General features: G+C 44.6%; 21 protein-coding genes. 13 read left to right on the top strand and 8 right to left on the bottom strand.

The window, feature by feature from the left end:
• Positions 1 to 2,002, top strand: a 2,002-nt coding sequence (locus QVA83_RS05490; RefSeq protein WP_287498220.1) for a bifunctional diguanylate cyclase/phosphodiesterase, incomplete at its 5' end; no start/stop codon positions are given.
• 144 nt (positions 2,003 to 2,146) lie between these two features.
• Positions 2,147 to 3,001: an alpha/beta hydrolase family protein gene (locus QVA83_RS05485; RefSeq protein ID WP_156079085.1), complete on the top strand. Its 855-nt coding sequence runs from the start codon at positions 2,147 to 2,149 to the stop codon at positions 2,999 to 3,001.
• Positions 3,002 to 3,067: 66 nt separating this feature from the next.
• Here the strand turns inward: QVA83_RS05485 and QVA83_RS05480 are convergent, their stop codons facing one another.
• On the bottom strand, positions 3,068 to 4,180 hold the full coding sequence (locus QVA83_RS05480) for a DUF2855 family protein (RefSeq protein WP_156077814.1): 1,113 nt from the start codon (positions 4,178 to 4,180) through the stop codon (positions 3,068 to 3,070).
• Between the two features lie 16 nt (positions 4,181 to 4,196).
• The gene (locus QVA83_RS05475; protein ID WP_156077813.1) at positions 4,197 to 5,612 is read right to left on the bottom strand and encodes an NAD(P)-binding protein; all 1,416 of its coding nucleotides are present in this window, start codon (positions 5,610 to 5,612) and stop codon (positions 4,197 to 4,199) included.
• A gap of 124 nt (positions 5,613 to 5,736) precedes the next feature.
• Between QVA83_RS05475 and QVA83_RS05470 the strand changes: the two genes are divergently transcribed.
• A complete protein-coding gene (locus tag QVA83_RS05470) occupies positions 5,737 to 6,315 on the top strand; it encodes a TetR/AcrR family transcriptional regulator (protein ID WP_039219244.1) in 579 nt (192 codons plus the stop codon).
• A 48-nt stretch (positions 6,316 to 6,363) separates the two neighbouring features.
• Here QVA83_RS05470 and QVA83_RS05465 read toward each other — a convergent pair whose 3' ends face one another.
• A complete protein-coding gene (locus QVA83_RS05465) occupies positions 6,364 to 7,839 on the bottom strand; it encodes a catalase (RefSeq protein WP_287498219.1) in 1,476 nt (491 codons plus the stop codon).
• A gap of 437 nt (positions 7,840 to 8,276) precedes the next feature.
• On the opposite strand from QVA83_RS05465, the gene QVA83_RS05460 reads away from it, so the two are divergent.
• The gene (locus QVA83_RS05460) at positions 8,277 to 8,804 is read left to right on the top strand and encodes a hypothetical protein (protein ID WP_156077811.1); all 528 of its coding nucleotides are present in this window, start codon (positions 8,277 to 8,279) and stop codon (positions 8,802 to 8,804) included.
• 135 nt (positions 8,805 to 8,939) lie between these two features.
• On the opposite strand, the gene yghU is transcribed toward QVA83_RS05460, so the two are convergent.
• From yghU to QVA83_RS05435, 5 genes are all read right to left on the bottom strand, one after another.
• Positions 8,940 to 9,797, bottom strand: coding sequence for a glutathione-dependent disulfide-bond oxidoreductase (gene yghU / locus QVA83_RS05455; RefSeq protein ID WP_014975482.1), 858 nt, complete (start codon positions 9,795 to 9,797; stop codon positions 8,940 to 8,942).
• A gap of 72 nt (positions 9,798 to 9,869) precedes the next feature.
• Positions 9,870 to 10,016 carry a hypothetical protein gene (locus QVA83_RS05450; protein WP_155279852.1) on the bottom strand — a complete coding sequence of 49 codons (147 nt, stop codon included), beginning with the start codon at positions 10,014 to 10,016 and terminating at the stop codon, positions 9,870 to 9,872.
• Between the two features lie 61 nt (positions 10,017 to 10,077).
• A complete protein-coding gene (locus QVA83_RS05445; RefSeq protein WP_014975481.1) occupies positions 10,078 to 10,335 on the bottom strand; it encodes a hypothetical protein in 258 nt (85 codons plus the stop codon).
• Positions 10,336 to 10,645: 310 nt separating this feature from the next.
• A complete protein-coding gene (locus tag QVA83_RS05440) occupies positions 10,646 to 12,337 on the bottom strand; it encodes an NAD-dependent malic enzyme (RefSeq protein ID WP_014948039.1) in 1,692 nt (563 codons plus the stop codon).
• A 77-nt stretch (positions 12,338 to 12,414) separates the two neighbouring features.
• Positions 12,415 to 15,078, bottom strand: a complete 2,664-nt coding sequence (locus QVA83_RS05435; protein WP_287498218.1) for a penicillin-binding protein 1A — start codon at positions 15,076 to 15,078, stop codon at positions 12,415 to 12,417.
• A gap of 136 nt (positions 15,079 to 15,214) precedes the next feature.
• On the opposite strand from QVA83_RS05435, the gene pilM reads away from it, so the two are divergent.
• The 9 genes from pilM to QVA83_RS05390 form a co-directional block, all read left to right on the top strand.
• Positions 15,215 to 16,282 (top strand): type IV pilus assembly protein PilM, encoded by a 1,068-nt coding sequence (gene pilM / locus QVA83_RS05430; protein WP_156077809.1) that lies wholly within the window; start codon positions 15,215 to 15,217, stop codon positions 16,280 to 16,282.
• A complete protein-coding gene (locus QVA83_RS05425) occupies positions 16,270 to 16,848 on the top strand; it encodes a PilN domain-containing protein (RefSeq protein WP_014948036.1) in 579 nt (192 codons plus the stop codon). The genes pilM and QVA83_RS05425 overlap by 13 nt, the downstream gene beginning before the upstream one ends.
• Positions 16,849 to 16,850: 2 nt before the next feature.
• Entirely contained in the window at positions 16,851 to 17,462 is a 612-nt protein-coding gene (locus QVA83_RS05420; protein WP_014948035.1) for a type IV pilus inner membrane component PilO, read from the top strand.
• Entirely contained in the window at positions 17,459 to 17,986 is a 528-nt protein-coding gene (locus QVA83_RS05415; protein ID WP_156077808.1) for a pilus assembly protein PilP, read from the top strand. The genes QVA83_RS05420 and QVA83_RS05415 overlap by 4 nt, the downstream gene beginning before the upstream one ends.
• A gap of 2 nt (positions 17,987 to 17,988) precedes the next feature.
• Positions 17,989 to 19,761 (top strand): type IV pilus secretin PilQ, encoded by a 1,773-nt coding sequence (locus tag QVA83_RS05410; protein ID WP_101563361.1) that lies wholly within the window; start codon positions 17,989 to 17,991, stop codon positions 19,759 to 19,761.
• Positions 19,762 to 20,030: 269 nt separating this feature from the next.
• The gene (gene aroK / locus QVA83_RS05405) at positions 20,031 to 20,546 is read left to right on the top strand and encodes a shikimate kinase AroK (RefSeq protein WP_014948032.1); all 516 of its coding nucleotides are present in this window, start codon (positions 20,031 to 20,033) and stop codon (positions 20,544 to 20,546) included.
• 30 nt (positions 20,547 to 20,576) lie between these two features.
• On the top strand, positions 20,577 to 21,644 hold the full coding sequence (aroB, locus tag QVA83_RS05400; RefSeq protein ID WP_014948031.1) for a 3-dehydroquinate synthase: 1,068 nt from the start codon (positions 20,577 to 20,579) through the stop codon (positions 21,642 to 21,644).
• Positions 21,645 to 21,765: 121 nt separating this feature from the next.
• Positions 21,766 to 23,238: an SPOR domain-containing protein gene (locus QVA83_RS05395; protein WP_156077806.1), complete on the top strand. Its 1,473-nt coding sequence runs from the start codon at positions 21,766 to 21,768 to the stop codon at positions 23,236 to 23,238.
• Between the two features lie 226 nt (positions 23,239 to 23,464).
• Positions 23,465 to 23,997, top strand: a 533-nt coding sequence (locus QVA83_RS05390; protein WP_287498217.1) for a Dam family site-specific DNA-(adenine-N6)-methyltransferase, incomplete at its 3' end; no start/stop codon positions are given.

The raw sequence follows: 23,997 nt of genomic DNA, 5'->3' as shown, positions 1-23,997 counted from the left end.
GATAGGCTTGAAGCATATAAAGATCGCATCTGCTTGCTTAGTCTTAGCGGTAGTTGGAGCCTCTCTGTGCATACTCTTCTTCACAATAGACTTAGAATCGGCGCGTTATGGCTTACTTTTGCTGTTTACGCTGCCTATTATTATTCGAGTTTTGTATGGGGTGAAAGCGTCCATTGCGACCATGCTGTTCAATCTCATTCCGTATTATTTACTGCTGAACAATACGCAAGTATCTCCTTTGTTCGGCATTGATATTACATTGCCGGATACCCACACGTATTTAGCATCGTTAATTTTCCTGTTTTTCAATTTCTGCATTCCAATGGCTGTACTGCGGGTCATGTCGTCATTAGAAAAACAGTCTGAGCACAATTTATTACAAAGCAAAAAGCTTAATAAACTTGTTAGCCGTTATCAGGAAATTTTTAACAATGGTGGTACACCGTCTTTCTTTTGTGACGAACAAGGACGCATAATTCAGGCTAACAAGGCTGCAAGAGCGCTAGTCAAAAAGTACCGCCCAGAGAGTGAATATATTCAAGATCTCTTCTCTTTATCTCACCCCATTACAAAGGGCGTAAATCAACGCGCTTCCATTTTTAACGCACCCGAACGAGAATTTAACCTTCAACCTGCTAGCCTTGAGCATCACAAAAAACAACTTATCCACTGCCATGATATATCCGCCAATAAGAAAAGCTTGATGGAGTTTGATGCATTCAAGAAGCAGCAGTATGAGAAGCACTATTTTAATGAACTAACGGGACTGAAAAACCATCACTTTTGGAAAATAGCGGAGTCGAGCGAGAGTATTTTAAATCGACATATTGTCCTGCTGAAACTGGCTAACCTCAGAGAAGTAAACCTGCAATACGGTTACAGTCAAGGTGATCAGCTGCTTTTAAGCGTAGCGTCACTTTTACAAAGCGAATTTACAAATGATGTCTCGGTATATCAATTCCCTGGCGCTAAATTCTTATTTACCGTAAACGGCAAACATCTTTCAACACAAAGTATAGAACATTATCTTGAGCGTCGATTGCCCACCAGCATGGTTATCAACTCAGCGCGAGGCACTGTAGAGCATATGCTGAAATGGCGAGCGGGGCATTATCATGCCAGTCGTGAAATTAGTTTAGATGCGGCCGCCGAGTGCTGCGCAATAGCGCTAAGCCAAAGCGATGAATTTGCGCCGTACATCTCATTTAGTATCAATACGGTGAAAACTATTCGAGAAAATACGCAACAAAAAGATAAGGTAAAGGCCCTTCTTGATAATGGGTGTCTTGCTTTGTATTTGCAGCCTCAGGTGTCGCTCCATGGCGTTACGGTGGGCTACGAAGTGCTGGCAAGATTGAAAGAGCCAAAGTCTGGTACCGTTCTTCAACCATTTCAGTTTCTGCCTTTGGTGGAAGAAAACAAATGGGAAGTACTGTTCACACAAAAAATTATCGATGGCACCTTGGCACTTTTAGACAAGTGGCCTAGCAACCTACCCAAGGTCCCCCTAGCGATTAACTTATCGGGGCCAGAATTACTTAGCGACCTCTTTTATGAAAAGCTATTACGTCGCTTCTCAGAGAGCCCTGAGCTTGGAGCACGCCTTAAATTAGAGCTAACAGAGACGTCTGTATTAGCCAGCCATTACGAGACTAAGCGACGCCTAACGTCGTTAGCCAATGTAGGAGCAACCATTATTATTGACGACTTCGGCACTGGTCACGCATCACTTTCCCAGCTTATTGATATGTCTGCTAGCGTTATAAAGGTAGATAGAGAGTTTGTAGAAAGGGTGGAAACGTCTGAACGACATCGCAAGATTGTTAAGATGACTCTAGACCTCGCTAAGAGTTTAGACATGCAGACCATTGCCGAAGGGGTAGAAACACAGGCACAGCTGCGTGTACTTAAAGACATGGGTTTCAATATTTTCCAAGGATATTTATTTGGAAAACCGGCTCCTATTGAGCATTGGGTTAAGACGGCAAAAGCACGCGCATAAAAACATGAAAATCGCGACTTGCGTTCAACATGTGTAATTATCAGAAATTGAAATAGTCGTACTATTGCAAATCTTAACAATCGGCGCTTTACTGGTATGACCAGAAGCGTAACGAAAACTAAGGTATGCCTTGTGAGCAAGACGATGACAAAGGACATTCAAGTAACCTGTGAAGATGGTGCTCATCTAGCAGCTTCACTTTTCACTCCACATTCCCCCACTAAAGCTGCAGTTATGATTGGCCCTGCAACGGGTATAAAACGGCAATTCTACAGCGCTTTTGCCGCCTATTTATGTGAACAAGGCTTTGGTGTTATCACCTTCGATAACAGAGGTATTGGCGGTTCGGTAAAAAGCAGCGTTAAAGAAAGCGATGCGTCGTTGGTAACATGGGGCGAGCAAGATATGCCAGCGGTGCTAGAGACATTGAAAATTCATTTCCCTAACGTCCCCTACTTTCTTGTTGGTCATAGTGCAGGTGGTCAGCTGCTGGGTTTGATGCATAATGTGCACGACCTTACTGCCTTTTGTAATTTTGGTAGCTCTTCGGGCAGTCTGAGAAACATGCGTAAAAGCTATTTGCTAAAAGCCCATTTCTTCATGAATTTCTACATTCCCGTGAGTAATTTACTGTTCGGCCATACTAAATCTCAGTGGGTCGGCATGGGAGAGCCACTACCTAAAAAAGTGGCCCGTCAGTGGCAAAAATGGTGTAACGGTAAAGGCTACGTAAAAACAGGCTTTGGCAGTGATGTTAACGAGCATCACTACGACACCATTCAGATACCTTCTAAATGGCTGCTCGCCAATGACGACGATATTGCTAATATTCATAACGTTCACGATATGATTAGCGTTTTCCCCAATATGGAAGCAGAAGTTGAGGAGCTAGATCCACAGGCCTACAACGTAAAAGAAATAGGTCACATGAAGTTTTTCTCCCGTAAATGTCAGCATTTATGGCCTAAGGTCACCAATTATTTTAATCAGTATGTGTGATATTACCCTCGAGCGAGCGCTTTTTATCAAAGCGCTCGAACTCAATATGGGCGCTCTGGTTACGCGCTAAGCAAGTGTGTATATTCTTCCTTCATTTGAAGGAATGAGGCCTTGCTGATGTTCGCTAAAGTCATCTTGTAGCGCGCTCAACCCTTCACGCTCTTTAACGTTTAACCAACCGGCGCTCCACACAATGGCTTTTGATACAAACCCGCTACTTAACTTCTGGTACTCAGCAACCCCAATCTCAGACATACGCTGCTGTATATGAGCAGGAGCAAAGAAGAACTCCTCATCGCTTGACGGCTTAATGTCCTGCCAGTGAGTAAGCCCTACGCTGATGTATCTTGTTAGGTGTTCACCAAGTTTATGTTTGATGGATGCTTTGACCTGAGCATTACCTGACATGTCGACCACAACAGTGCTTTTCAGTTGCAACATGTCCAGCTGTTCATAACCAATAACGGCGCTGTATACACCCAATGCTTCTAGTGATGCAACACGCTTTTCAGAGGTTACACCTATTGCGTTAATACCGGCTTCTTTGAACGCAAAAGCAAGCCCTAAACTGGTTTTGCTTGAAGCACTTAATACTAATAACTGCTCTCTTTGTGCCCCAGGTATAGCATCGACCACTTCTGATAAACAAAAGGACGTTGCGTAAAGCGGCCACAGCAACATCTGAAAGTTTTCTTGCTCGTGCTGCTTAGTGCTTATTTCAGCGTCAGCGTGGGCCGCTAGTGATGGAAGTGATCGGTAGACATTATACCCTTGGGGCAACTTCAAACGATGAGGGCTACAGTCTATTAAATTGTTGTTTGTCACCGTAGTGTTAGCCATAACCAAATATTCAGCGGGCGGGAAATAACCAAGAAAACGACTTCCTACTTCTACCGCGTCATTGTTAGAGCTAATTACTTGACCCACGCCCCACACCGGAATAACGCCCCAGTTTTCGTTACCATTTGTATTAACGGGTGGAAAAAACTGCCAATAACCAAGTTTGTCACCCACCATATAATAGGTCAGGTTATTGGCAGTAAACGCGAACCTTTCAATTTTGATTACTACGTTTTTTGCCTTTCCAGCACCCTCTGTCTGCGCGTTATCAGGGCTATCAACTGTTTGCATTATCCGAAAGCGATTTGGGTTCGTTTTGTCTATTTGAAATTGTTTCATCGATATTTATAACCTTTTATAGCTGTCCGCTCGCTTTTAAGCTGTGTATGTAAGTCATCAGCTTTTGCATGGCCGGTGCCGCTGCTTGTTTCAATCGCCCTAGCACCTGCATTTTTTGCATATCGTCTTTTGCCACGCCGTGTACTATTTTTGAAAAGCCATCTAGTCGACAATGGTAAATCCACGCTTTAAGCGCTGGGTCTTCACCCCAAATTTGCATGTTTCGTAACATTGCTGCAGTCATTGGTAACCAATCGATGTCGCGATTAGGCAGCGGGACCACTTGTGTCAGCATCTGCTTTTGTTGTTCATCGCTGTAGGCCGCCTCAACGTGAGCAATAAGCGCCGCACTAAAAACAGGTTGATAGGCACGCACTGTTTGAGGGGTGATGGTGTCGCCATCAAATACCGCTTTCATCTCTAAATTAGTAAGTGCAGAAGCTGAGCAATCAATAACCAACGCGTTATCTGGCATACTCCACGTTGTATCTTCAAATCTGAGCTTATCGCGGCTGATATGTTTAACCCGACCTTGTCTAACGACAGATGGTAGAGTTTGTAAGGCTTTAAGCTCTAATTCGCTCACCGTTGCGCCGTGAAACATACTGGGTCTTACTTTCTTATCAATACGCAGTAAAACGCCCCGCTCTTCCAATTTGTCGAACATATCCTCGATGGAAGTTGACGCTGCGATAGCTTCCATTTGGTTTGCTTGTGCCCCAATAGAATCAAAGAAGAAGTCATCCAAGGGCTGGGTATTTTTCCGGTTCAGTAACCATGCATCTCGCGATACTACCCAGTGGATATTATGCGGGGCGACGTGATTTTCAAGCAGCCATAGGCAGGTATCAATACCCGTTTTACCCCCACCGACAACCACATAGTTGTCAAAGCCTTCAATCTTTTGAACCACGGTATTAACCGGCGTAAAGGCAACGTTGTCGTCGCGGGTAAAGCTTGGGGTATGGGTAAGCGGAATATTAGTGTTTAGATAAGTGGCATCAACAATTTTCTTGTTAACCGTAACGTAATAGTACTTGCCATTTAGCATAGAAACAAACTGGTTATTGCCCTTATATTCGCAAAGCGGGTAATACTGCACTCGGTTTGAAGGCAAAAAGGTTTCGTTCATTACCGCATCGAAATACGCACTCACTTCTTGGCCTGAAGCTAATCCCATTAAACCTTCATTCATTCCTCTTTTATCAATAACACCACGATTTAACTCTTTTGAACACACGCCGTAAAAAGCAGAAGGCTGGTGAAGGGTGACAAAGGGATAAGCATAGTTCCAATGCCCTCCGGGCTTCGCATTTTTATCTATAATCAAAATGTTAGCGTTAGTTTCGTGAAGTAGTACATCAGCAAAAGCCATCCCTACCGCGCCAGCACCAACAATTAAATAATCGCAGGTTAATTGCTCAGTTTTCATATATAGTGTCCTTATGAACAACCTGCGGGCAGGCAGGTTAAGTGTTAAACCAAGAGATATAACGGCGTTATAAAACCACTTTACATAACGGTGTTATATTGCGCAACATGTAAATGATGTGTAAATGAAAAAAGATACGCGACAAAAGATCTTAGACGCTGCCTCAGCACTGTTTTTGAAAGGCGGAACGAATGCACTTAGCGTGCGCGCCATTGCTGACGGTGCGGGTATGTCAACGATTGGCATCTATAGCCATTTTAAAGGTAAGCAGGGTATTTTAGATGCGCTCTACATTGAAGGTTTCGAATTAGTTGAGCGTGAAATGTTGGCAGCCGATGGCAATACTGCGGCAGAAAAAGTGATTAATGGATGCGAGCGTATTTTAACGTTTTCAGAAACTCATGCGGCCCATTATCGACTAATTTTTGCTTCTAATTTGAAAGACTATACGCCATCAGATGAAGCTATCGAGGCAGGTGAAAAAGCCTTTATCACGCTAACTAAGCTTACCGCTGCGTTAATTAAAAAAGATCTGTCTGTTGAAGAAAAGCAAGATGTAGCTATGCAAGTATGGGCACTAAATCATGGTTATATTACGTTGAATCAGCACGAAATTAGCAACCGTATTACTTGGAACAATTGGAAAGAACGCGCACTTCAGGCCATTCGCTTGCACGTTTACGCCCTAGTCGCTACCCAGTAAAAAAGGGGTCAGAGTACATTTTAATAAAGTACTCTGACCCCATTTACTCTATTTGCTGGCTACCGCCTTTCTCACGCGAGTACCATAATCGCTGTCGGCTAAATCGTATTGCACAAACATGGCTTCTTGAACGTCCTTAGTAGCTTGGCTTAGGCCGTCAGCAATGTTGTTTACCAGCTGTTGTTTTTGATCTTCACTCATAATGCGGTAAAGATCACCGGCCTGTGAGTAGTTATCTTCGTCACGGTTATCGTAAATATCTAACCATGCGTCTTGCTCAAGCGGCATAGGCGGCTCTTGAACCTCTGGTGCTTCAGCCGGCTCACCAACTCGCGCGCGATTGTTTGGATAGAAGTTGGCTCCACTTCCTGCAAGTGCTGGGTTAATTCCCGCAAAGGCTCCATCTCGTTGATAATTGTGCACTGGGCAACGAGGCGCGTTTACCGGTATTTGGTTGTAGTTTGCACCAATGCGGTATCTGTGCGCATCTTGATATCCAATTAGTCGCGCTTGAAGCATCCTGTCTGGCGACGCACCAATACCCGGTACCAAATTGCTCGGCGCGAACGCTGCTTGCTCAGTTTCTGCAAAGTAGTTATCAACATTACGGTTTAACTCCAACTGCCCTACTTCAATTAATGGAAAGTCGCTGTGAGGCCACACCTTCGTTAGATCAAACGGGTTAATGTGGTAATTACGCGCTTCCTCTTCAGTCATAATCTGCACATTCACGGTCCACGATGGAAATTCTCCGTTATCAATGCTTTCGACCAAGTCTTGCTGAGCGCCATAAGCAGGCATCTTTGCCGCTTCTTCGCTAGTTAGCGTTTTAATACCTTGGTTAGTTTTAAAGTGCCATTTCACCCAATAGCGTTGGCCTGCGTTATTCCAGAAACTCAACGTATGAGAGCTATAACCATTCACATGGCGATATGAAAGTGGAATACCGCGATCAGACATCAAGATTGTCGATTGGTGTAATGACTGAGGGTTGTTCGCCCAAAACTCATACACGGCCTGCGGATCCGGCAAATTCGTACGCGAGTTTTTCTTTTGACTGTGAATGAAGTCAGGAAACTTGATGCCATCTCGTAAGAAGAATACCGGAGTATTATTTCCTACCATGTCCCAGTTTCCCTGTTCGGTATAAAACTTCACTGAGAAACCACGAGGATCACGGGCATAGTCACTTGAATCCTGACCACCACCTACGGTAGAAAAGCGCAAAAACACGTCGGTTTTTTGCCCCTCTTTTTGCAGAAAGTCTGCAATAGTGTAGTCAGATAAGCTCTTAGTTAGCGTAAAGGTGCCATATGCAGCACTGCCCCTTGCGTGAACTACACGCTCTGGAATTCGCTCGCGGTTGAAGTGCGCAAGCTTCTCAAACAAATAATGGTTGTCGAACGTAACCGGCCCGCGTGGCCCCGCTGTTCGGCTCTGATTATCATTGGCAACGGGCGCACCATTGCTAGACGTTAGCGTAGTAGGTTTTATAGCTGCACCTGAAAATGGACACTTACTCATTGCGAATTCCTTCTGTGTATTTCTCACCGATTTTTAGTCTTACTAAAATTGGGTGTCAGTGTGTGATTAAAGAAATGGTGTTAATCACGCTTTTCGTTTAAACAAATAATCACTGATTTAATAAAACAATTAAAACGAACAAAATAGATAGCTGTAATCGTAATTACTGAATCATTGTCCAAAATTAGTTCCATTCTTAGGATGCATTGATGTGGTGTTATCGAGACAACGAATACGCGAGGCTTTTTATGTCGCTGTATTTAATGTCAGGTAAGCGTTAAGCGGCGTCTCGCCTGTTATTAAGCCAGCACAAGGACGCTTTAAGGCCACAGCACATTTGTCTCTCTGCGTATTACTTTTTTGCAATGAAAGTCTAGCTTTGGCCTCTGTCCGTAACTAAAGAGACAAAAGTTTGTCTAATGCTAAGGGCTTGAGACATGACAAAGCCACTCATCTTCATTACTGGTTTTTTAATGCTGTGCATTATCACTTTTGCGTCTTGGAAAACCTTTGAAACATTAAGCCATTTCAACGATAAAAATAACGAGCTTTCTTTTATGGGCAGCTCAGGATGGCAGTGGCACAACAAATCACAGGGGCTTCAAATAAAACGAGTCGATGGCTATTTGCCTGCGCTGAGAAAAGTATCTAAGAGCAAAGAATATGCATCGCTCATTACCATTACAGAAAACGGCAGCTATCGCGGCTTTGTGTTTTTCGACCAAGATTGTGAAGAAGGCGCTATTGTCTCAGAAGAGGTAGCTTACAACGATTTTGAACAACCACGGCTTGAAATGCTTCACTGCCTTCATGGGAAGCTGGTGTATATGAAAAACTGGTCTGCAGTGCCTAACAAACGCTGGCGAGGCCGCGTGGGTAATTTTGAATTTAATGAAGCTTTGAATGAGTGGGATTTCACGCCACTTCAAAAAGCCTATTTAAAGAGTGTTGCAGAGCTCATCTGAAAATTGGGGTCAGAGTACTTTTTTAAGCTATCGGGCCAGAGTAGGTTCTGACCCCGTTTTATGTTGATGCCTTTCGTTAGCCATTCTGATGCTAAAAAGATGACAAACATAACTAAAGTACTCTGACCCCATTATTTAGGCTTTGGTGAGTGCGTCGTCGATATCTTTTGCGCTGTGGCGGTTTTCTAACTGACCATCGTCACCCCAGGTCTTATTGACAATACGGCCACGTTTAACGCCTTCTCGCTGCTCTAGTTGCTTAGCCCAGCGGACTAAATTGGTGTACTCGTGCACTTGAAGGAAAGTGGCTGCATCGTACAGATTTCCGAGCACTAAATTGCCGTACCACGGCCATATAGCCATGTCAGCGATACTGTACTCGCTACCTGCCATGAACTCATTGTTTGCTAAGTGCTTGTCTAGCACATCTAACTGACGCTTAGTTTCCATGGTAAAGCGGTTGATAGGATATTCCATTGGATATGGCGCATAGCTGTAGAAGTGCCCGAAACCACCGCCTAAGTAAGGCGCTGACCCCACCTGCCAGAACAGCCAGTTGAAACATTCCGCCTTTGCATGGGCGTCTTGCGGAATGAACTTACCGAATTTTTCCGCCAAGTAAACTAAGATTGACCCAGACTCGAATAGCTTGGTTTCTGGTGACGTTGTCGTGTCGACCATAGCAGGAATTTTACTATTCGGATTGACGTCAACAAACCCAGAAGAAAACTGATCGCCCTCACCAATGTTAATCAGCCAAGCGTCGTATTCTGCTTCGCTCACGCCAGCTGCCAACAACTCTTCAAGCATGATGGTAACTTTCTGACCATTAGGCGTAGCTAACGAGTATAGCTGCAAACCATGTTCACCATTAGGACGAGCCTTCTCATGGGTAGCGCCTGACACAGGACGATTAATGCTGGCCCACTTGTTGCCGTCATCTTCAGCCTGAGTCCAAACTTCTGGTGGTGTGTAGTTACTTTCTGTCGACATAGCAATTCCTTTAAATGACTTTATCGTTAAGGTTAGTGCAATACATAGCTACTAAGAACAGCTTTTAAAGACTTATAGCTCAACGGTGTCGACTAATAAACGGCGATATACGTTTACTGACATAAAAAAGCCGCGCTTTAGCTTTATCCAGAACGCGGCTTTATGAATAAAAGGCGAGCAGTCCGTTGCCCGCAAACTGGTACTATCGATAGTTGCCATAAGCTTTTGCCAGCGATAACCGAGGCAGAATCGATAGTGTGTAAGAAGGATTAGCCGCGAATTACTTAACCTCGTAGTAGGCATCAATTAAGTCGGACTCATCCAGATAAGCAAACATTTCACTTTGCTCATCTACTGGGCTTTCTGAAACTGTACTAGCAGCCGTTTTAGCAGCCTTTTCATCTTGTGCTGCAACATCAACATTAGGTGCGTCGCAAGCTGAGAGTGTTGCAAGAGCGGCCATAACTAATGACGTAGAGAATGAGCGCCTAATAATTCGCGCGTAGAAAGGACTTACCTTGTTTTTTAACGTGGTCATCAATAACACCCCTTGCTCCTTGTTGTAACTATAAAGAGGTATATCAATCATTGTGCCAACAAGAATTAATCATTTAATAACAGTGGGTTACTAACTTATTAACGAGAATGCATATGAGCAACACATAGGAAATGTTGCGCATAGGCAACACCATATTACATTTGGTTGGAGTTCGGCCGCGAAATGGATGAAGTTCGAGCAGTGAGACGGTGGCTTACTTCAGCTTTTGAGTTGTAAGTCATGGTGAAAGCGTTGTTCACAAGTACAAAAAAAGCAGGCTAAGCCTGCTTTTATATAACATTATAGGATACTAGATGCTTACCCGCTTGTAAGGGCGGTACTCTGCTTTCCAGAAGTTACGCTCAATGCTGGCGCGCAATGCGTCGTCAGACATTTCAAGAGCAAGTCCCTGTTCCATCGCTACTCTACCCACCTCAAAAGCAATCTCTCTGCTAATTTCCGCAATGGCAGCAAGGGGTGGCAATAGTGAACCCTGACCCGTGTTGACTAATGGCGACGCTGAAGCAAGTGCGTTACTTGCAGCCATCAGCATTTCGTCACTAATAAGCTTCGCTTTAGATGCAACAACACCAAGGCCAATGCCTGGGAAGATGTAAGAGTTGTTGCATTGAGCGATAGGGAATATTTTGCCATCGTACTCTACAGGCTTGAACGGACTACCTGTAGCAATAATCACGTCACCTTCTGTCCATTCAATCACTTGCTCAGGACGCGCTTCAACTTGTCGTGAGGGGTTACTTAAAGGGAAGATGATTGGCAGTTCACAGCCTTGCTTCATGGCACGGATAACTTGTTCAGTGAACAAGCCCGGCTGGCCTGAAACACCAATAAGTACGTCTGGCTGCGCGCAGTGCATAACATCAAGTAGTGACGCATAATCTCCACTGAACGTCCAATCAGCCAAGTCAGCATTTTTCTGCTGAAGCTTTTGTTGGAAGTCGCGTAGACCTTCCATGCCTTCGGTTACCAAACCAAAACGGTCAATCATGAACACTTGCTTACGTGCTTGCTCGTCAGTCAGGCCCTCAAATACCATTTGTTGAATGAGCATTTCAGCAATACCACAGCCTGCCGAACCCGCGCCCACGAACACCACCTTCATGTCGCGTAGCTTTTGCTGCTTGGTTTTACATGCCGCCAAAATAGTACCAAGGGTAACGGCAGCAGTGCCTTGTATATCGTCGTTAAAACAACACACGTCGTTGCGATAGCGGTTTAATAACGGCATAGCATTTGGCTGCGCAAAATCTTCAAACTGAATCATTACATCAGGCCAGCGTCGCTTCACAGCATTAATGAACATATCAACGAATTCGTCGTATTCTTCCTGTCCAATACGCGGATGGCGCGCCCCCATATACATTGGGTCGTTTAGCAGCTTTTCGTTGTTAGTACCTACATCTAACATTACGGGCAATGTGTATGCTGGACTAATTCCACCACACGCTGTGTAAAGCGATAGTTTACCGATAGGAATGCCCATTCCACCAATACCCTGGTCTCCCAAGCCTAGAATGCGTTCACCGTCAGTCACAACAATCACTTTCACTTTACGCTTCGTTGCATTGCGAACAATGTCATCAAGCTGGTGACGTTCTTCATACGACACAAATAAGCCACGCGAACTGCGATAGATATCTGAAAACTGCTCACATGCATCACCTACAGTAGGGGTGTAGATGATGGGCATCATCTCATCGATGTGCTTTTGAATTAGGCGGTAAAACAAGGTTTCGTTATTGTCTTGAATTGCGCGCAGATAAATATGCTTGTTTAGTGCTTCGTCAAAGCTGCTGTATTGCATGTAAGCACGTTCAACCTGCTCTTCGATGGTTTCGTACCTTGGTGGCACTAGACCCGTCAGGTTAAACGCCGCACGTTCCCGTGCAGTGAAGGCACTGCCTTTATTCAGTAGGGGGGTTTCCAGCAATGAAGGGCCGGCATGAGGAATATAAAGATATCGCTGTGAATCTTCTGACATTGGTTTTCCGATAATGTGTTCAGGCAAATACATCACCTAAGCCTGAAGCGGCACGCTTCCAACGTGCCTCTTAGTAATTAGAATATTTCTTCTGGCTCAGGCGCAGTAGTCGTATCCTGCGTGGCCGGATCCAACACTTCGTCATCGCGAACATAAGTCGTTGGCTCGGTTCCCTGCAGGAAATATTCGAATAGTGTCGTATGGTCTGTTCGTCTGGTCAACTTTCCACTGGTACGATCAATGCGAACACGCACTATATTCTCTGGTACGGGCATTGGCGTATGTGGTTTATTTTCTAGAGCATGTTGCATAAATCTGATCCACGCTGGCTCAGCAGCTTTAGCTCCATCTTCAATGCCGATCATGGCGTTGCCTATCCAGTTGAATTTCTCAGCATTCTTATTAATAAGGTTTTGGTTTCGCGTAGCTCGCCCTAACTGACGCCCCATGTTGTCGAAGCCTACCCATGTGGTGGCCACCAAATCTTTGTGGAAACCACTGAACCACGTGTCTCGCGAGTCATTCGTTGTACCCGTTTTCCCAGCTATGTCAGTACGCTGAAGAATATTACGAGCACGCCAGCCGGTGCCTAACCAATAGGTTTTCTTGCTCCAATTTCCGTTTGCTCTCACAGCCGTTCGCATCATTTCTGCCACTAAGAAAGCGTTTTGAGCAGTAATAACCTGAGGCGCAATCACTTTTTCTGCAGCTTCGTCATCATCGACGTCGCCAAGTAAAATATCTTGATTTAGTTCAGCGGCAAGTAAGGCTTCAATATCGGCTTCTTCGTCTTCAGGTAGTATTTCTGGATCGCTTTGATTTTCACAACGATTGCACGCCCAAACTGGGTTTGCTTTCCAAAGCTCATCGCCGTTTTCATCAAGCACTTTGCTGATAAAATGAGGGTTTACTAAGTAGCCACCGTTCGCAATGACCGACATACCTCTTACTACTTCAAGCGGCGTATGTGAACTCGACCCAAGGGATACGGTTTCATCAAGTGGTATATCGTCTTTATAAAAACCAAAGCGTGTTAAGTAATCGGCCGTTTCTCTAAGACCAACACCACGCAATAGTCGAACCGATACCACGTTCTTCGATTTACCAAGGGCTTTACGCATTCTAATTGGGCCGTCGTATTCAGCTGGCGAGTTTTGCGGTCGCCAAGCTACACCCGTCGCCGCATTCCATTGGTTAATAGGAGCGTCATTGATGATGGATGCAAGGGTATAGCCACTGTCTAATGCAGCAGAATAAACGAAAGGCTTGATGTTCGAGCCCACTTGGCGCTTGGCCTGTGTTGCTCGGTTAAACTGGCTTTGATAAAAGCTGTAGCCACCAACAACCGCTTCAACCGCACCGTTTTTCGGATTAAGTGCGATAAACGCTCCGCTCACCTCAGGGATTTGCGAAATGCGCCACTGCCCTTCTTGCTGTCTGATATAAATGACCGCCCCTTCTTGAGTCACATCTGAAGCGCTTTTGGGGTCACTTCCCTGCCTAAAGTCTGTAATGTAGCGTCGGGCCCAATCTAGTCCATCCCACTCTACCGTTATTGCTTTGCCATCTACAGACAACACTTCTATCGACTGCTCATTTACTTTCGTAACAACCGATGGCAAAAGAGGTTTAATGTGAGGAATCTCTTCAAGCACGCGCATGATTAATTCGTTATCCCACTCTTCTCGTGTTGTCTTATCACTTATGTCATAGCTCAATGAAAGTTGTGGAATCGCGTCATCCTTTCCTTCTGGCTTAGGAATATTCCATAAGTAGCCAAGGGCACCTTTATAGCCATGACGCTCATCATAGTCATGAAGATTTCGAACCACCGCGCGCTGAGCAGCTAATTGAAGATCTGACGTTGCAGTCGCAAAAACTTGGTATCCGCCGGTTTCTGCCTCTTCTTTTCCATAAATCTCTACCATTTCGTTATAAATGGTGTCAGCCAAATAAGGCGCATCCACTTCAATTTCAGCACCGTGCTTCTTCGCTGAAACTGGCGCATTGGCAGCTTCATCGAACTGCGCTTTAGTGATGTACTCTTCGTCAAGCATACGAAGTAAGACCACGCGTCTGCGTTCGACAGAACGTTGCGGCCCGCTGATAGGGTTAAGCACTGATGGCGCCTTGGGAAGACCTGCAATAGTAGCAATTTGAGCTAAAGAGAGTTCGTTAAGCGGTTTGCCATAGTACACTTGGGCGGCCGCCCCAAAACCAAACGCTCTATGGCCCAATTCGATTTTGTTGAGGTACAGCTCAAGAATTTCCTGCTTAGAAAGCTCTTGCTCCATGTGCAGTGCTATAAAGATCTCTTTGATCTTTCTGATATAGGTTTTCTCCCGACTAAGGAAAAACCCTCGTGCTAGCTGCATGGTTAACGTACTTGCTCCCTGACGCTTTTCGCCAGTAAGGACTAAACTTACTGCAGCACGCATTATACCAATGGGGTCAATACCGTGGTGTTCGTAGAAGCGACTGTCTTCGGTAGCGAGTATGGCGTTAATTAATTCTTGCGGGACTTCCTCAAGTTTTACGGGGATCCGCCGTTTAACTCCATACTGTGAAATAAGTTTTCCGTCTTTGGTGTATATCTGCATAGGTGTTTGCAGGCGTACATCCTTAAGTACAGTAACACTTGGTAGGTCAGGTTTGATATAAAAGTAAATACCTACCAGTGCTGCAAAACCAAGAAGGCCTGATAGAAAACTAAATAAAATAAGTGGTTTGATGTACTTCACTGTAACGGATACCAAGACATTTTGTTGAAATGACGTATATTTTATACGTATGTGTTATCTCTAGAACCATACGCATAAGACTATTAGAGTAACATTGTACTTTAGAGCAACTACCTTTGAAACTGGACACTTGCACATGAAATCGCTGTTTAAGAAAAAGCTGCCGCCCATTGTGGGCTTAGATATAGGCACGCGTCAAATAAAAGCGGTGTGGTTAGAGCAATCGAAAGACGGGTTCGTCCTTCAAGGGTATGCCTGTGAGCCAATTAACAAAATCGCTTTCTCTGAGCGTGATATTAAAGATTATGAGTCAGTAAGCATTGCTCTCAAGAAAGTTCGAAAGTCGCTAAAAACAAAATTAAAGCTGGCAAATGTTGCGGTGGCCGGCACGTCAGTGATCAGTAAAATCGTCTATATGGACCCAGAGCAAAGCGATTACGATTTAGAAAATCAAATTGAGATCGAAGCCGACAGTCTCATTCCCTATCCGCTTGAAGAAGTATATTTAGATTTTGAAGAAATGGGGCCAAGCACAACGCACTCTGGAAAAGTAAATGTATTACTTACCGCTGCGCATAAAGATTTGGTAGACAGTCGCTTGCTGCTTGCAAGAGAAGCTAACTTTGAGCCCAAAATTGTTGATATGGAAAATTATGCCATCGGCAATGCCATGGACTTTTTCCATACGCCTCATACCGAAGACATGCCACTTTGCTGTATCAATGTGGGCGCCTCGCTACTTCAAATATGCGTAATAAAAAACGGCGACGTCATTTACACCAAAGAGCACGCCTTTGGCTTAAATCAGCTAATTAACGATATTAGCGCCATTCATATGGTTGAGCGTGAAACCGCAGAGCGTCAGCTACTTGATGGCACGCTGTCTGGAAATTGGGTGGAAGATACGCTTCCTATATTTGCCGCTAACCTACAGCAAAATATCAACCGTGCATTACAAATGTATATGAGCACGCTACATGCAGAGCGCCCCACCAAAATACTGTTTAGCGGCGGTGCCGCTACTATTGAACCGTTAGTCGACATTTTAAAACAAGACTTAGGCCTAGAGGTTGATTGCTTCAATCCGTTTAGCAACATGTCGATAAACCCTAAACTTGATGCCACGAGACTTAGCAAAATTGCACCACAGCTTGCGATTGCAGCAGGTCTAGCGAGCCGGAGCTTTACGCCATGGCACATGTAAATTTACTACCTTGGCGAGAGAAGCAGCGCCAACATCAAAAACAACAATACTTGGCAGGGCTACTTGCCGTTGCCGCCATTGTAGGATTGATTTTTTGGTTCATTGGTCAAGCTATCGACCAGCAAATCAGTAATCAAAACTCGCGTAATCAATACCTTGAACGGGAAATCGCGGTTTTAGATGCGCAAATTGCAGAGATAAAAAAGGTTAAAGATAGTAAAAATGCCATTGAGCAGCGCATGGCATTAATTGAGCAACTGCAAGCAAGTCGCAATGTGGCTCCTATAGTATTTGATGAACTTGCTAAACTCGTTCCTCCCGGTGTGGCCTTTGAGTCTATGACCAGAAGCAATAACCGTATTGAGATTGAAGGGACTAGTGATTCGAACAATCGTCTTTCCGACTTTATGCGCGCGCTGGACAACTCGAAAGTGTTCGTTGCCGCAGAGCTTTCTACCATTAAATCTGACAGCAGTGCAGCGAGAGCGATTAGCAACTTTACGCTTACGTTTTCGATAAACCCCAATGTTGCTCCGCTAGAAATAGAAAGTAGTGAGGCGCAATAACCATGAAGTTTGATGTTTCAAAACTAAAAGAACTCAACGAACTCGACTTTGAACAAATCGCTATTTGGCCAAACGAAGTTCGCATTGTTGTGGCGGCGTTTGTCGCAATATTGGTAGGTGCGTTGAGCTACTACATGCTAATAAGCCCCAAATTACCGATTAAAGATGCGGCTGAATTAAAAGAACAAGAACTAAAGTTACAGTTCGAAGCAAAGTACCGCATTGCGGCTAATTTAGAAGCTTACCAAGCCCAACTCGCGCAAATTAAAGAAGACTTCTCGTCTATGCTGAAAAGTCTTCCAACCAGCAACGAAACACCGGGTTTGCTTGACGATATCACTTACGTTGGTACCGCATCGGGCCTCACGTTTGAGTTGCTTAACTGGCAACAAGAAGTACCAAAAGAGTTTTATACCGAACTACCTATCGAAATGGAAGTAAGCGGTGGCTATCACAACTTTGGCGAATTCGTTTCCAAAGTCGCGGATTTACCTCGTATCGTTACGCTTCACGATTTTGACATAAAGCGTGAAGCAAATGGTCTGTCGCTGAAGCTGCAGGCGAAAACTTATCGTTCGGAAAACTCGACAGACATTGAAGGAGATGAACAATGATTCGTTCGTTTTTATCTCTTTTAATCATATTGTTAGTAACAGGCTGTTCACCTAAACTCGACGATCTGCATGCCTATACACAGAGTGTTAAAGAGCGTGCTCAGCCACAAATTGAACCGTATCCAGAATTCAAGACTCACCCACCTTTTAGCTATTCGGCAAGCGCTTTAAGAAGCCCGTTCGATCGCCCTAAGAACAACGCCGCTCCAGTAGCAAAAGCACGGGTAGAAAACTGTTTGCAGCCAAACTTCCAGCGCCCTAAAGAAGCATTGGAAGCCTATGGCGTGGACGCCCTCGCACTGACTGGCAGCTTTGCCGTTAAGGGAGTGCAGTGGGCATTATTGAAAAGTAACGATGGCGTATTACATAAAGCTAAAGTAGGGAGTCGTATCGGCTTGTTTTATGGCAAAATTACGCAAATTAGCACCGACTCAATTACTATTGAACAGTTATTACCTGATGGTGCGGGCTGCTGGCAAAGGAAAACAACAACAATGACTACAGCATCGAAGGCGGGAGAGTAAGCATGGCCGAACGATACATATTCAACAAATCTCTGAATCGTAGAGTGCCTAGATGGTATTGGCTGGCTTTCGCTGTGGCTGCAATATTTTCATTAACCGTATTTGTTTCGCCAGTAAAAGCCCAAGAGCCTTTGTTAGTCGACCCTGATACTAAACGAAATGCATCAACCGTTACCACCACGGTCACAAACATCGACTTTACTCAAGCAGCTAACAATACCGCTGTAACACTGGTGAGTTTTGAGGGCCAAGCGCCAAAGCTTCAGCTTATTGAGTCACAAGGAAAAGTATCCCTTACATTACCAAACACCAAGTTAGGCGAAGACCAATTAGTAGAACTTAATGTGGCTGATTTCGGTACCTTGGTTTCTACCATCGAGACATTCGAAGATAAAGATGGCGCGCGAATTGAGGTTAATTATTCGGGCCCAGTTACGGTTCAAAATACGGTAAAAGACGGCGTAATTCGTATGGCGATAACGCCAATGGACAGCGCGCAGCAAGACGCCTTGGAAGCGGAAAAGAAATACACAGGCGACCCCATTTCGCTCGATTTTCAAGATGTTCCTGTGAGACAAGTTTTACAAATTATTGCGCAGGTTAATGGGTTTAACTTAGTGACCACCGACACCGTAACAGGAAACGTAACGATAAGCTTGTCGGGCGTTCCGTGGGATCAAGCTCTCGACATGATTTTGCGTGTTAAAGGTCTGGATAAACGCTTAGAGGGCAACATTTTATTAATTGCACCGGCTGAAGAACTATCGGCTCGTGAAACCCAAGCCCTTCAATCTAAAAAGCAAGTTTCAGACTTAGCGCCTCTTCATACGGTTAATATTCCTGTTAACTATGCAAAAGCTGCTGCCCTGGCCACGATCTTAAAGTCGACAGAGGGCGGGATCTTATCTGAGCGAGGGGGTGTTACAGTAGACGAACGAACCAACACTTTACTTATTCGCGACACATTAGCCTCTATTGATGAAGCAAGAAAAACCATCAATGCGTTAGATATTCCAGTGAAGCAAGTGCTGATTGAAAGCCGTATGGTTACTGTGCTTGACGATGTAGACGAGCAGCTTGGCGTTCGTTGGGGTTTCAGCGACCGTCAAGACGATAATGGTGTGTCGGGAAGCCTTGAGGGCGCAGACACCATTGCCGGCGGCATAGTGCCTAGCATTGATAATCGCCTTAATGTGAACCTGCCTGTGACCAGCGCCGCGGGTAGCATTGGCTTTCAAATTGCGAGCTTGGTTGATGGCACCATATTAGACCTTGAGCTTTCCGCACTAGAATCTGAAAACAAAGGCGAAATTATTGCGAGTCCTCGTATTACGGTTGCTAACCAGCATGAAGCTTACATTGAACAAGGTACGGAAATACCTTACGTACAAGCAACGTCTAGCGGTGCGACTTCAGTAGAGTTCAAAAAAGCCGTGTTGTCACTGAAAGTTACGCCACATATTACGCCTGATAATCGCATTATTTTAGACTTAGTTGTTACGCAAGATACCCGTGGCGAAACCGTTTCTACGTCTACTGGTGAGGCCGTAGCCATCGATACCCAAGAAATTAAAACGCAGGTATTGGTAGAAAACGGCGAAACCATCGTATTAGGTGGCATATTCCAACAAACCAGTTCTGATGGCGTGTCGAAAGTGCCTTTGTTTGGTGATTTGCCTGTCGTTGGTGCCCTTTTCAGAAACTCGTCACAACTTCAGCAAAAACGAGAACTACTTATCTTTGTGACACCCAAGATAGTCACTGAAAGACCATAATCTTCATTTTTAGCCTTCAAAAAAGCGCATTTTTGTGCGCTTTTTTGGTTTTCAGCCTTTTTTTGTAACTAAATTTACAGGTATACGCTATTTGTTAGTAACAAAACTTGCAACGCCTTGCATGAAACTGAGATAATCCCCGCCTCGAAATTTAAGCGAGGTTTAAGGAGTGGTGCTTATTGGACACTAAATAGGCACGAGTCAATGGGTAGGCTGGTAAGGCAACAGTGCACTGCCCCTAACATGATTAAGTTGTGATATAAGCAAATATGGCTGAAAAACGTAATATCTTTTTAGTTGGCCCAATGGGTGCTGGCAAAAGTACCATCGGTAGACATCTGGCAGACGAACTTCACCTAGACTTTTTTGATTCGGATCAGGAAATTGAGCGCCGCACGGGTGCAGACATTGCCTGGATCTTCGACCTTGAAGGCGAAGACGGTTTCCGTAAACGCGAAGAAAACGTCATTAACGATTTGACAGATAAGCAAGGTATTGTACTTGCTACTGGCGGCGGTTCTATTGTAACTAAAGCTGTGCGTAATCGTTTATCTGCCCGCGGCATCGTTGTTTACCTACAAACGACAATCGATAAGCAAGTTGCCCGTACACAACGTGACAAACGTCGTCCTTTGCTACAAAACGAAGATCCAGAACAAGTACTTCGCGATCTTGCAGAAATGCGCAACCCGCTTTACGAAGAAGTTGCTGATTACATTGTTGATACAGACGACCAAAGTGCGCGTGCTGTAGCGAATCAGATTATCAGTAAAATTGGTTTATAAATTAAATATGTAATAGGAGGTGCTACGCCAATGTCAACCTTAACTGTGGAACTTGGAGAACGTAGCTATCCTATACAGATAGAGGCTGGGCTGCTTTCGCAACCTGGCCTTTTTAGTGCCTATATAAAAGGCCCACTTGCCGTCATTGTTACCAACGAAACTGTTGCCCCACTGTATTTAGAAACCGCTAAAGCGGCGTGTGGTAATGTTCAGGTTGAAACCATTATTTTGCCGGACGGCGAGCAACACAAAAATCTTGCCCAATTCGAAGTGGTTATGACACGCCTTCTTGAGCTAAACGCTGCAAGAGATACGACACTTATCGCACTTGGCGGTGGTGTAATTGGTGATCTTACTGGCTTTGTTGCGGCAACTTACCAACGCGGTGTGCCCTTCATTCAAGTTCCTACAACTTTGCTTTCTCAAGTCGACTCATCAGTAGGTGGAAAAACCGCGGTAAATCATCCTCTCGGCAAAAACATGATTGGCGCTTTTTACCAACCGGTTTATGTGGCCATTGATACTGATACCCTCGCTACATTACCCGCGAGAGAGTTTGCTGCTGGCATGGCAGAGGTCATCAAATACGGTATCATTTACGACGCACCGTTTTTTGAATGGCTTGAAAGTAATGTAGATGCGCTTACGTCGCTTGATACTGAAATTCTTACCCAAGCTATTTCTCGCTGCTGCGAAATCAAAGCAGACGTGGTAGCAAAAGATGAACGTGAAGGTGGTTTACGCGCCATTCTTAACTTAGGCCACACGTTCGGTCACGCTATTGAAGCCGAGCAAGGCTACGGTAACTGGCTGCATGGCGAAGCGGTAGCCGCTGGTACTATAATTGCTTGTAAAGCTGCTGAAGCATTAACGTGGTTTGAAGCGTCAGAAACACGACGCGTATCGTCGCTATTTGAAGCATTTGCTTTACCGGTTGCAGGCCCAAATAGTATGACAAAGAATGACTACGTTAAGCATATGAAACGCGATAAAAAAGTGGAAGCTGGCAGTATTCGATTTGTACTTCCTCAAGGCATAGGCAAAGCGGTTGTTACCAAGGACGTCACAGACGCCATTCTTACTGACATCCTTTCTTAGTCTTTAGCCCTCGCGACAACCTGGCAACGCGTCTATCTTGACTTCCCTACGTTAGTTGGAATCATGAAGAAATGCGTTGCAGGACAGTTTTTAAAGCAACGGTGAATAAGGGCAAACTCCCATGCAAAGTGAACTGCATGAACGTTTGGAATATTTGGTCAATTACTCTTCTCAGCTGATTTTTGTCAGTGGTGAGTCTATTGCTCAACAACAAAAGACCCTTGAAGCCTTTGTCTTCCAGCAGCACGATGATACCGAGATTGCGTATTTAACTGCGCAAGAAAATATGGAGCCCTCTGACTACCGTCGACAACTTTGTCGGCAGCTTCTTGGTCAAGTGGTGGGTAGCTTCGTTAGGCCTCTAAACGAACTACTTTCCGACCTAAATAGTCACGAAGGTCCAATTCTTATAGCCATCACCCAAGCCCACAATCTTCCTGATGCACTACTGCAAGAACTATGGGACTTGGTGTTACAAAGCCGGTTCGCTGGTAACAAACAGCATTTAAATGTGCTTTTGTTCGCGAATAACGAATGGGCTGAGCGCGCCAAGCAGTGGCTTCCTGCAAAAAATACAGAAACCCCACTAATAATTAGCAGCCAGTCAGTCATTAGCGAACAGCCTAGCTTCGAGTCAGAGCTAGACAAAATGATTGCTTCACGTCGCGAGGCTTTTCAGGCTCATTTAGAAAATAGACAGCGTGAAAATACGCAAACTTTTATCAACCCGTTAAAGTCTAAGTGGTTTTATATCGCTGTTATATGCGTGTTCCTTGCTACGTTTTCTGGCCTTATTTACTGGCAGTACGGTAATAAATTAGCATCGATTTTTGCGCCTATTAGTCAACCTTCGCCAGAACCTGAAAGAACGCAGGTTGAGCCCGGCTCTGCTTATAACAAGCTTATAGGCAATGGTGAAACCGATGAAAGCGAAACAACAGCATCAAACTCAGCAACTCAAGCAACCAACCAAATAGGCAACGTAGAGCTTGTTTCCGCGCCCAATGATGATAGTGCAGACGTTGGTGGCTCGTTAATTGATGAATCGTCAGATAACGGTCCGTTGATTACCAATTGGGAAAATGCGGTTTCATCCTTACCTGAAGTTATGCCATCTTCAGAACAGGCAGACAGTAACCAGTTTGAGAATGCCCCGATTGGAGATAATACCACTGATTCCAATGGTTCAGAGGTGGTTAGCAGTGGTGCGCTAAGTGATCAACAATCTGCTCAAGGTGCCAAATCAAACTCGGACGGCGTCAACGATAATGTAACGCCAACCACTGTGGCCAGTGAATCGAGTCAAGAAGGCTGGATTGGGGAAAATGACTACGCTATACAGTTGTTAGCGATGAAAAGTGAGTCTGTTCTCAGTGAGTTCCTACGAGAAAACAATCTAACTGAGCAAACGCGAATTTATAAAACGACGCGCTATGGTGGCGACTGGTTTGTAGTAGTTAACAAGCAAATCTACACGTCGTTATCTCAAGCGCAACAAGCACGAACAAATTTACCCGAATATCCAGGTAAACAAAATGCTTTTATAAAGCGAGGAAACCAAATCCTTTCAGAGATGAGCAAAGCGCAAAATTAAGTCATTTCACAACCGTGTGGTCATAATATTTCCAGTAAATGAGCAAAATTCCGTTCTTGCGACACTTGTTGGTTGTCCGTTTTACTGATGAAAGTTACAATCTACCTTTAGTGTGGTGATATCTGATACTGATCAGCATAAAAGTATAAAGACGACCCTTTCCCTTGGAACGGCGGCGCACGGAAAAACCACCGTCTTCATTCCGTCTAGGTAGTAACGTTTAAGCATGATGCAGAAAAAAAACCGGGCTTTTTTAAAATGGGCCGGTGGCAAATACAGCTTGGTTGAGCATATTCAGGCCAGATTACCGCAAGCCAATAAACTCATTGAACCGTTTGTTGGTGCCGGATCTGTATTTCTGAATACGCAATACAAACGCTACCTGCTTAATGACATCAATCCTGATCTCATCAACTTATACAATTTCCTTAAAGCGCAGCCCGATGCACTGATTAACGATGCACGCTCATTCTTCGACGGAAAACGCAACGAAGAAAAAATGTATTACGCTTTACGAGAAGAGTTTAACGCCACACAAGATGAATATTATCGCGCCATTCTCTTTTTATATTTGAACCGTCACGGTTACAACGGATTATGTCGTTACAGCCTTCAAGGGCGTTTTAACGTACCATTTGGCCGCTATAAAAAACCTTACTTTCCAGAAGACGAGATGTTTGTGTTTTCGGAAAAGTCGCAAAAAGCGACGTTTACTTGTCTTCCTTTTGAAAAGGTTTTTTCTAGAGCTAGGCGTGGCAA

It is taken from the genome of Alteromonas sp. AO-Serp, assembly GCF_017849675.1.
In the GTDB taxonomy this organism is placed as follows: domain Bacteria; phylum Pseudomonadota; class Gammaproteobacteria; order Enterobacterales; family Alteromonadaceae; genus Alteromonas; species Alteromonas macleodii.
The sequence above is the reverse complement of the archived record's forward strand: the minus strand, read 5'-3'. Positions and strand labels throughout refer to the sequence as shown.

What these genes read in the sequence shown, in the direction of transcription:
- QVA83_RS05485 (WP_156079085.1), top strand. Translation starts at nt 2,147, where the DNA reads ATGACAAAGGACATTCAAGTAACCTGTGAAGATGGTGCTCATCTAGCA.
- QVA83_RS05480 (WP_156077814.1), bottom strand. Translation starts at nt 4,180, where the DNA reads ATGAAACAATTTCAAATAGACAAAACGAACCCAAATCGCTTTCGGATA.
- QVA83_RS05475 (WP_156077813.1), bottom strand. Translation starts at nt 5,612, where the DNA reads ATGAAAACTGAGCAATTAACCTGCGATTATTTAATTGTTGGTGCTGGC.
- QVA83_RS05470 (WP_039219244.1), top strand. Translation starts at nt 5,737, where the DNA reads ATGAAAAAAGATACGCGACAAAAGATCTTAGACGCTGCCTCAGCACTG.
- QVA83_RS05465 (WP_287498219.1), bottom strand. Translation starts at nt 7,839, where the DNA reads ATGAGTAAGTGTCCATTTTCAGGTGCAGCTATAAAACCTACTACGCTA.
- QVA83_RS05460 (WP_156077811.1), top strand. Translation starts at nt 8,277, where the DNA reads ATGACAAAGCCACTCATCTTCATTACTGGTTTTTTAATGCTGTGCATT.
- yghU (WP_014975482.1), bottom strand. Translation starts at nt 9,797, where the DNA reads ATGTCGACAGAAAGTAACTACACACCACCAGAAGTTTGGACTCAGGCT.
- QVA83_RS05450 (WP_155279852.1), bottom strand. Translation starts at nt 10,016, where the DNA reads ATGGCAACTATCGATAGTACCAGTTTGCGGGCAACGGACTGCTCGCCT.
- QVA83_RS05445 (WP_014975481.1), bottom strand. Translation starts at nt 10,335, where the DNA reads ATGACCACGTTAAAAAACAAGGTAAGTCCTTTCTACGCGCGAATTATT.
- QVA83_RS05440 (WP_014948039.1), bottom strand. Translation starts at nt 12,337, where the DNA reads ATGTCAGAAGATTCACAGCGATATCTTTATATTCCTCATGCCGGCCCT.
- pilM (WP_156077809.1), top strand. Translation starts at nt 15,215, where the DNA reads ATGAAATCGCTGTTTAAGAAAAAGCTGCCGCCCATTGTGGGCTTAGAT.
- QVA83_RS05425 (WP_014948036.1), top strand. Translation starts at nt 16,270, where the DNA reads ATGGCACATGTAAATTTACTACCTTGGCGAGAGAAGCAGCGCCAACAT.
- QVA83_RS05420 (WP_014948035.1), top strand. Translation starts at nt 16,851, where the DNA reads ATGAAGTTTGATGTTTCAAAACTAAAAGAACTCAACGAACTCGACTTT.
- QVA83_RS05415 (WP_156077808.1), top strand. Translation starts at nt 17,459, where the DNA reads ATGATTCGTTCGTTTTTATCTCTTTTAATCATATTGTTAGTAACAGGC.
- QVA83_RS05410 (WP_101563361.1), top strand. Translation starts at nt 17,989, where the DNA reads ATGGCCGAACGATACATATTCAACAAATCTCTGAATCGTAGAGTGCCT.
- aroK (WP_014948032.1), top strand. Translation starts at nt 20,031, where the DNA reads ATGGCTGAAAAACGTAATATCTTTTTAGTTGGCCCAATGGGTGCTGGC.
- aroB (WP_014948031.1), top strand. Translation starts at nt 20,577, where the DNA reads ATGTCAACCTTAACTGTGGAACTTGGAGAACGTAGCTATCCTATACAG.
- QVA83_RS05395 (WP_156077806.1), top strand. Translation starts at nt 21,766, where the DNA reads ATGCAAAGTGAACTGCATGAACGTTTGGAATATTTGGTCAATTACTCT.